The sequence below is a fragment of the Streptomyces sp. NPDC047869 genome (assembly GCF_040704065.1).
Classification (GTDB): Bacteria; Actinomycetota; Actinomycetes; order Streptomycetales; family Streptomycetaceae; genus Streptomyces.
In genome coordinates this window covers 116,157-122,417 of the sequence record NZ_JBEYRK010000026.1, presented here as the reverse complement: position 1 = coordinate 122,417, position 6,261 = coordinate 116,157, and the positions used below count along the sequence as shown (strand labels likewise).

At 71.8% G+C, this 6,261-nt stretch carries 6 protein-coding genes; 3 read left to right on the top strand and 3 right to left on the bottom strand.

The genetic code is table 11. The features are described 5' to 3' along the window. Positions 1 to 91 precede the first annotated feature (91 nt). Complete coding sequence (locus AB0924_RS28350) at positions 92 to 886, bottom strand: methyltransferase domain-containing protein (protein ID WP_358931282.1); 795 nt, start codon at positions 884 to 886, stop codon at positions 92 to 94. 174 nt (positions 887 to 1,060) lie between these two features. Here AB0924_RS28350 and corA point away from each other — a divergent pair, with 174 nt between their 5' ends. Further along, positions 1,061 to 2,188: a magnesium/cobalt transporter CorA gene (corA, locus tag AB0924_RS28345; protein WP_358931280.1), complete on the top strand. Its 1,128-nt coding sequence runs from the start codon at positions 1,061 to 1,063 to the stop codon at positions 2,186 to 2,188. A gap of 55 nt (positions 2,189 to 2,243) precedes the next feature. Here the strand turns inward: corA and AB0924_RS28340 are convergent, their stop codons facing one another. Continuing rightward, the gene (locus AB0924_RS28340; protein ID WP_366912882.1) at positions 2,244 to 2,876 is read right to left on the bottom strand and encodes a uridine kinase; all 633 of its coding nucleotides are present in this window, start codon (positions 2,874 to 2,876) and stop codon (positions 2,244 to 2,246) included. Positions 2,877 to 2,944: 68 nt separating this feature from the next. Here AB0924_RS28340 and AB0924_RS28335 point away from each other — a divergent pair, with 68 nt between their 5' ends. Together AB0924_RS28335 and AB0924_RS28330 are read left to right on the top strand one after the other, a co-directional pair. Beyond that, a complete protein-coding gene (locus AB0924_RS28335; RefSeq protein WP_366912881.1) occupies positions 2,945 to 3,637 on the top strand; it encodes a DUF2293 domain-containing protein in 693 nt (230 codons plus the stop codon). Between the two features lie 204 nt (positions 3,638 to 3,841). Then, the gene (locus AB0924_RS28330; protein ID WP_366912880.1) at positions 3,842 to 5,329 is read left to right on the top strand and encodes a glutamate synthase subunit beta; all 1,488 of its coding nucleotides are present in this window, start codon (positions 3,842 to 3,844) and stop codon (positions 5,327 to 5,329) included. A gap of 70 nt (positions 5,330 to 5,399) precedes the next feature. Here the strand turns inward: AB0924_RS28330 and AB0924_RS28325 are convergent, their stop codons facing one another. Further along, positions 5,400 to 6,209: an SAM-dependent methyltransferase gene (locus AB0924_RS28325; protein WP_358931272.1), complete on the bottom strand. Its 810-nt coding sequence runs from the start codon at positions 6,207 to 6,209 to the stop codon at positions 5,400 to 5,402. Positions 6,210 to 6,261 lie beyond the last annotated feature (52 nt).

Below are 6,261 nucleotides of genomic sequence, written 5' to 3'. Positions count from 1 at the left end.
AACAGGCCCGCCCGTTCCGCTGGACCAAGACAGCCGACCAGATCATCGACCGGATCTGCCGCTACTGCGACAGGATCTCCGGACCAGCTCACTAGCCCTTGCGTCCCCACGCGGAGATCATCGGTGCGGTCGCCAGGTCCATGCCGCCCGCCCGCACGTTGGCCAGGTGACGGTCGATCTCCTCGTCGGTGGCGAGGCCCGCTGCCACCAGCCGGCCACGGATCTGACGGACCGTGGCCGACTCCAGGGCGATGCAGGCCGGTGAGGTGACGGGGAAGTAGGCGTCGGCCTCGACCTCGTGCAGTCCGGCCTCGCGGAGCAGGCGCGGCAGCCTGCGGCCGTACGACAGGTCGGCTCCACGATCGGCGAGCAGGCTGCGGAAGCCGTTCCGCAGCCGGTTGGCGAGCCGCTGTTCGGGGCCGTGCTCATCGGGGCAGAGCAGCGGCTGGAGGGCCGGGTCGGCGTCCTCGATCAGCAGCCGGCCCCCGGGACGCAGCGCCTGGATCATGGACCGCAAGGCCCTTTCCCGGTCCGGGACATGTACGAGGACGAGCCGGGCGTGCACCAGGTCGAATCCCTCACCCGGCGGCTCCTGCGTACCCACGTCGTGGACGCGTACCTCGACCGAGGGCCGGGCCGCGGCGGCGAGCCGGGAGGTGTCGATGTCGGTGGCGACGACCTTGCCGGTGGGCCCGACCCGCTCGGCGAGCCACGACACCACGGAGGTACCGCCGGCGCCGACCTCCCAGCAACGCCCGCCGGACTCGACGCCGAGGGACTCGAGATGCCGGAACGTCGTCGGGTCGAAGAGGGAGGCGAAGGCGTGGAAGCGCTCTTCCGCTTCGTCCTGCTGGTTGTCCAGCAGATATCCGTCGGATGATGTCATGCCGCGAGCATCGCACCCGGCGGGCCGGCCCGCGGGAACGGGCGCTGTCCACAGGCGGGAACAAAGCGGAAGTGTTCGTTCCCACAGGCCCGCCCGGACTTTCCGCATGGCTGGCACACTTGCCGGGCAAGACGCGAAAGCGTTGTGCGAGGAGATCCACACGAGGAGATCCAGATGTCCATGGCAGGCAATCTGCGCAAGGTCACGGGACTGGGCAGGGCCGGCGGGCTGCGCAAGGTGGCGCGGCTGGCCCAGCGGCGGCCGCGCGTGGACCTGAGCCATCCCGCCCGGTCACCGCTGGGTTCGTCGGTGGTGAACTGCGTGACGTATCAGGACGGGGTCCGGGTCCCGGAGTGCGCCGACCTGGTGGATGCCGTGGCCAAGGTGCGCAAGAGCGGCGAGGGGTTCGTCTGGCTGGGGCTGCACGAGCCGACGGACGACGAGTTCGCTGACGTCGCCCGGCTTTTCGACCTGCATCCGCTGGCAGTGGAGGACGCGGTGGAGGCCCATCAGCGCCCGAAGCTGGAGCGGTACGCGGAAACCCTGTTCACCGTGTTCAAGACGGTCTGCTACGTGGAGCACGAGCAGTTGACGGCGACGAGCGAGGTGGTCGGGACCGGCGAGATCATGGTGTTCGTCGGCGAGGACTTCGTCATCACGGTCCGGCACGGACGGCACGGATCGCTGGGGCCGCTGCGCGAGGAGTTGGAGGCGGACCCGCAGCAGCTCGCCAAGGGGCCGGCGGCGGTGCTGCACGCGATCGCCGACCATGTCGTCGACGAGTATCTGAGCGTCACGGACGCGGTGCAGGCCGACGTCGAGCAGGTGGAGACGGACGTGTTCTCGGAAAGCGGGGCGCGGGCCGACCCGGGGCGCATCTATCAGCTCAAGCGTGAACTGCTGGAGCTGAAGCGCGCGGTGGTGCCGCTCGGACGTCCGGTCGAGGATCTGGCAACCCGGCCCATAAGGGTGGTCGCCCCGGAGATACAGGCGTACTTCAGGGACGTGTCCGACCACTTGATGCGGGCCAAGGACCAGATAGCCGCGTTCGACGAACTGCTCAACTCGATTCTGCAGGCACACCTCGCGCAGGTGACGGTCGCGCAGAACGAGGACATGCGGAAGATCACGGCCTGGGCGGCTGTGGTCGCCGTGCCGACGATGGTGTGCGGGGTCTACGGCATGAACTTCGACCACATGCCGGAGCTGCACTGGCGGTTCGGCTATCCGCTCGTCATGGGCGTGATGGCGATGGCCTGCCTCGCTCTGTACCGCGGTTTCAGGCGCAACGGCTGGCTCTGACCGGGCAGGCGGAAAGAGCACAACCCTTCATTGAGCAGGCACCGGGCCGGCCGGTTCAGCCGTTCCAGGCGGGGTGCCGGGGGTCGTCGGCGCGCACGAGGACGTCTGCGGCGTCGGCGGGGGCGGCCTCGGCCGCGTAGCGCTCGAACGCGGGAAGGGTCCAGTGGTCGGGCTCCGGGGTGCGGCGGCGCAGGGCACCCGGGGAGAGGAGGACGTGGACGGTCAGGTCGAACGGGAACCAGTGGCGCAGCAGGAGGGGGCCGTGCAGCAACAGCACTCCGCCGGGCGGGAGTTGCACGTAGGGGCTGCGGGTGGCGCGGTCGGTCACCGGGTCCCACAGGTCGGACAGGACGCGGCCGCTTCCACCGGGGTCGAGCGGGCCGAAGACCTCACGCCACAGGGCGCCGGTGTCGAACCAGCCGCTGCAGTACGACTCGGCGTCCCGTCGGCCGTGCTCCAGCCGGAGGGAAGCGGGGCGCAGAAAGCCCTCCGCGCCGACGACGAGCGAGGGCCTCCCACGCACGCGCAGCGCCTGGGCGACGCGGTCGGCGAGGTCGCCCGGGCGGGCGGCCGGTGCGCCGTCGAAGCCGGCACGCGGCCAGCCACCGCCGTCGGCCGGCTCCAGCTCGAGCAGCCGGTCGGCCAGCCGCTCGGCGAGCCGGTCCCAGGTGATCGCTTCGAGTCGCACAGACCCATGATGCCGGGTGAGGTCCGGCCGTGTGGGAGCTGTGGGCCGGGACGGGGAAGGACCCATCCATGGCGGTATCCCCAACTCCACTCCACCCAGGCGGGCTTGTCGTGGTCCAGGCCGTGCGGCGCAAACACTGCGCCGGGTGCCGGCGTGGTCCGCTGTCGCTGGTCGTCATGGAGGACAGGGTGCCGCGCTGTCTGGACTGCGCCGACCTCGGGCACCTGGTCTTCCTGCCGCGCGGTGACACGGCGCTGACCCGCAGGGCGCGGGAGGAGAGCGCGCTGTGGGCGGTGGTGGTGCGGTTCGACCGGCGCCGGGGCCGGTACGACCGGCGGGGCCTGCTCGTGGAGGAGCCGGCGCTGGTCCGGGCCGAGGCACGCTGCCTGGCGGACGCGGAGGCACGACGCCGGCGGCGGGCCAGGGACGCTCGGCGCAGGGCGGCCGAGGACGAGCGGTTCGCGGCGGCGTTCGCGGCGGAGATCGTGCGCCTGTTTCCCGGGTGCCCGGCCGGGCGGGCACGGGCGATCGCGGCGCACGCGTCGGCGCGGGGCAGCGGGCGGGTCGGGCGGAGCGCGGCCGGGCGTGCGCTGACGGAAGGAGCGGTGACCTCGGCGGTCGTGGCCGCCGTACGGCATGTGGACACTCCGTACGACCAGCTGCTGATGAGCGGGATGCCGAGGTACGAGGCGCGCCGGCGCATCGCGGCGGCCGTGGCCGGCGTGCTGCGGGAATGGGCGGCGGCCGCCGAAGTCGGCTGAGGGCCCTGGGCCGGGCCCGCGCCCACACCAGGGGCCGGAAAGATGCGGCCGGTGCCTTGCTGATAAAAGCCCGCGAGAAAGCGCTGTCCGCCACTCTGCGCGGGTACGGACGGGGACGTATCGTGGCCGGAAGGGTGCCGCCCGATGACGCACGGCCCGCCGTACGCCCAGTGCCCCGGGTACACGTACGCGAGGAACATGACCATGGCCGATCCCAAGGGGTTCATGACCACGCCGCGGCAGGAGTGGCCGCGGCGGCCCGTCGAGGAACGGGTCCGGGACTGGGACGAGGTCTACGTCCCCGGAGCGCTGCTGCCCATCATCAGCAAGCAGGCGGACCGCTGCATGGACTGCGGCGTCCCGTTCTGCCACCAGGCCTGTCCGCTGGGCAACCTCATCCCCGAGTGGAACGACCTGGTCTCCCGGGAGGACTGGCAGACGGCGAGCGACCGGCTGCACGCGACCAACAACTTCCCGGAGTTCACCGGGCGGCTGTGCCCGGCGCCCTGCGAGGCGGGGTGCGTGCTCGCGATCAACCAGCCGGCGGTCACCATCAAGAACGTCGAGTGCGCGATCGCCGACCGGGCCTGGGAGGACGGATTCACTCCGCCACGGCCTCCGGAACGGCTGTCGGGCAGGACCGTCGCGGTGATCGGGTCGGGGCCGACGGGGCTCGCCGCGGCGCAGCAGCTGACCCGGGTCGGCCACACCGTCGCGGTGTACGAGAAGGACGACAGGCTCGGGGGGCTGATGCGGTACGGCATCCCCGAGTTCAAGATGGAGAAGCGGCATCTGGAGCGGCGGCTGGAGCAGATGCGGGCCGAGGGGACGAAGTTCCGTACGTCGACGGCGGTCGGGCGGGACGTCCCGGCGGACGAGCTGCGTACGCGTTACGACGCGGTGGTGCTCGCCACGGGTGCGACGGCGTGGCGGGAACTCCCGGTGCCGGGACGGGATCTGCTCGGGATACACCAGGCGATGGAGTACCTGCCGCTGTCCAACCGGGTGTGCGCGGGAGACCTGGAGGTCTCGCCGCTGTCCGCGACGGGCAAGCACGTGGTGATCGTGGGCGGCGGGGACACCGGCGCCGACTGTCTGGGCACCGCGGTGCGCGAGGGTGCCGCGTCCGTGAGCCAGCTGGACATCTACGCACAGCCGGGCGCCGAGCGCGACGAGGACACCGAGCCGTGGCCGGTGTATCCGAAGATCTACCGGATGTCCGCCGCGCACGAGGAGGCACGGGAACTGCGGACGGCGCCGGCGGCGGACGCCGACGCCCGGCTGTTCGCGGCGTCGACGCTCCGCTTCACCGGGGACGACGCCGGGCACGTCCGGTCACTGCACCTGGTCGAGGTCGACGAGCGGCGGCAGGCGGTACCGGGCACCGACCGTACCCTGCCCGTCGATCTCGTCCTGCTCGCCCTCGGCTTCTCCGGACCCGACCAGGAGGACGGGCTCGTCGAGCAGCTGGGACTCGCCATGCAGCCGCGCGGCACGATCGCCCGGGACGAGGGCTTCGCCACCAACGTCCCCGGTGTCTTCGCCGCCGGGGACGCGGCACGCGGACAGTCGCTCATCGTGTGGGCGATAGCGGAGGGGCGGGCGGTGGCGGCGGCCGTCGACCACTACCTGACGGGTGGTTCACGCCTGCCGGCGCCGATATCGGCGTACGACCGACCGATGACCGCCTAGCCGTACCGCCGACGGCCGACCTGCGACCCGTGACCCGCGACCCGCGACCCGGGGCCCTCGACCCTCGGCCCTATCGCTTGCGGGCCACCGCCCCGTATCCCGGGATCACGCCGTCGTCCTGGCCGGGTACCGGCTCGCCCAGTCCGGGGTGCCACTTGTGCACGATCTCGACGCCCGGCTCGACCAGGTCGAGACCGTCGAAGAAGCGGGCGAACTCCTCGCGGGAGCGCAGGGCCAGGGTGACTCCGGCCGCCTTGAGCTTCTCCGTGGCGGCCGCCGACTCCTCCGGGGTGAAGTCGGAGGTGGCGTGGGTCATCGTCAGGTAGCTGCCCGGGGGCAGCTCGGCCAGCAGACGGCCCACCAGCTCGTGCGCGCCGTCCTCGTCGGAGACGAAGTGCAGCAGGGCGACGAGGGAGAGCGCCACCGGCCGGTCGAAGTCCAGAATCCGCCGGGCGCCCGCGACGATCGCCGCCGGGTCCCGCACGTCGGCCTGCAGGTACTCGGTCGCACCCTCGGGTGTGCCGCGCAGCAGAACCGCCGCGTGGGCCAGCACGATCGGGTCGTTGTCGCAGTAGACGACGCGGACGTCCGGCGCGACCCGCTGGGCGACCTGGTGCAGGTTCGGCTCGGTGGGGATACCGGTGCCGATGTCCAGAAACTGCCGGACGCCCTGCTGGACGAGCCAGGTCGTGGCACGGTGCATGAAGGCCCGGTTGACCCTGGCCATCACCGGGACCCGCGGGTCGAGGGCCAGCATCTGCCGGCCCATCTCCTCGTCGACGGGGTAGTTGTCCTTGCCGCCGAGGTACCAGTCGTACATGCGCGCGGGATGCGGCCTGCTGGTGTCGATCTGGACGGCCGTCGGGTCCTGCCCTGTCATGCGGCACTCCGTAGGCGTCTGATGCACAGGGGGATCAAGTCGAGCTCACAAT

Bases quoted from the DNA above. Each gene is read 5' to 3' on its own strand.
- AB0924_RS28350 (WP_358931282.1), bottom strand. From the start codon at position 886: ATGACATCATCCGACGGATATCTGCTGGACAACCAGCAGGACGAAGCG.
- corA (WP_358931280.1), top strand. From the start codon at position 1,061: ATGTCCATGGCAGGCAATCTGCGCAAGGTCACGGGACTGGGCAGGGCC.
- AB0924_RS28335 (WP_366912881.1), top strand. From the start codon at position 2,945: ATGGCGGTATCCCCAACTCCACTCCACCCAGGCGGGCTTGTCGTGGTC.
- AB0924_RS28330 (WP_366912880.1), top strand. From the start codon at position 3,842: ATGGCCGATCCCAAGGGGTTCATGACCACGCCGCGGCAGGAGTGGCCG.
- AB0924_RS28325 (WP_358931272.1), bottom strand. From the start codon at position 6,209: ATGACAGGGCAGGACCCGACGGCCGTCCAGATCGACACCAGCAGGCCG.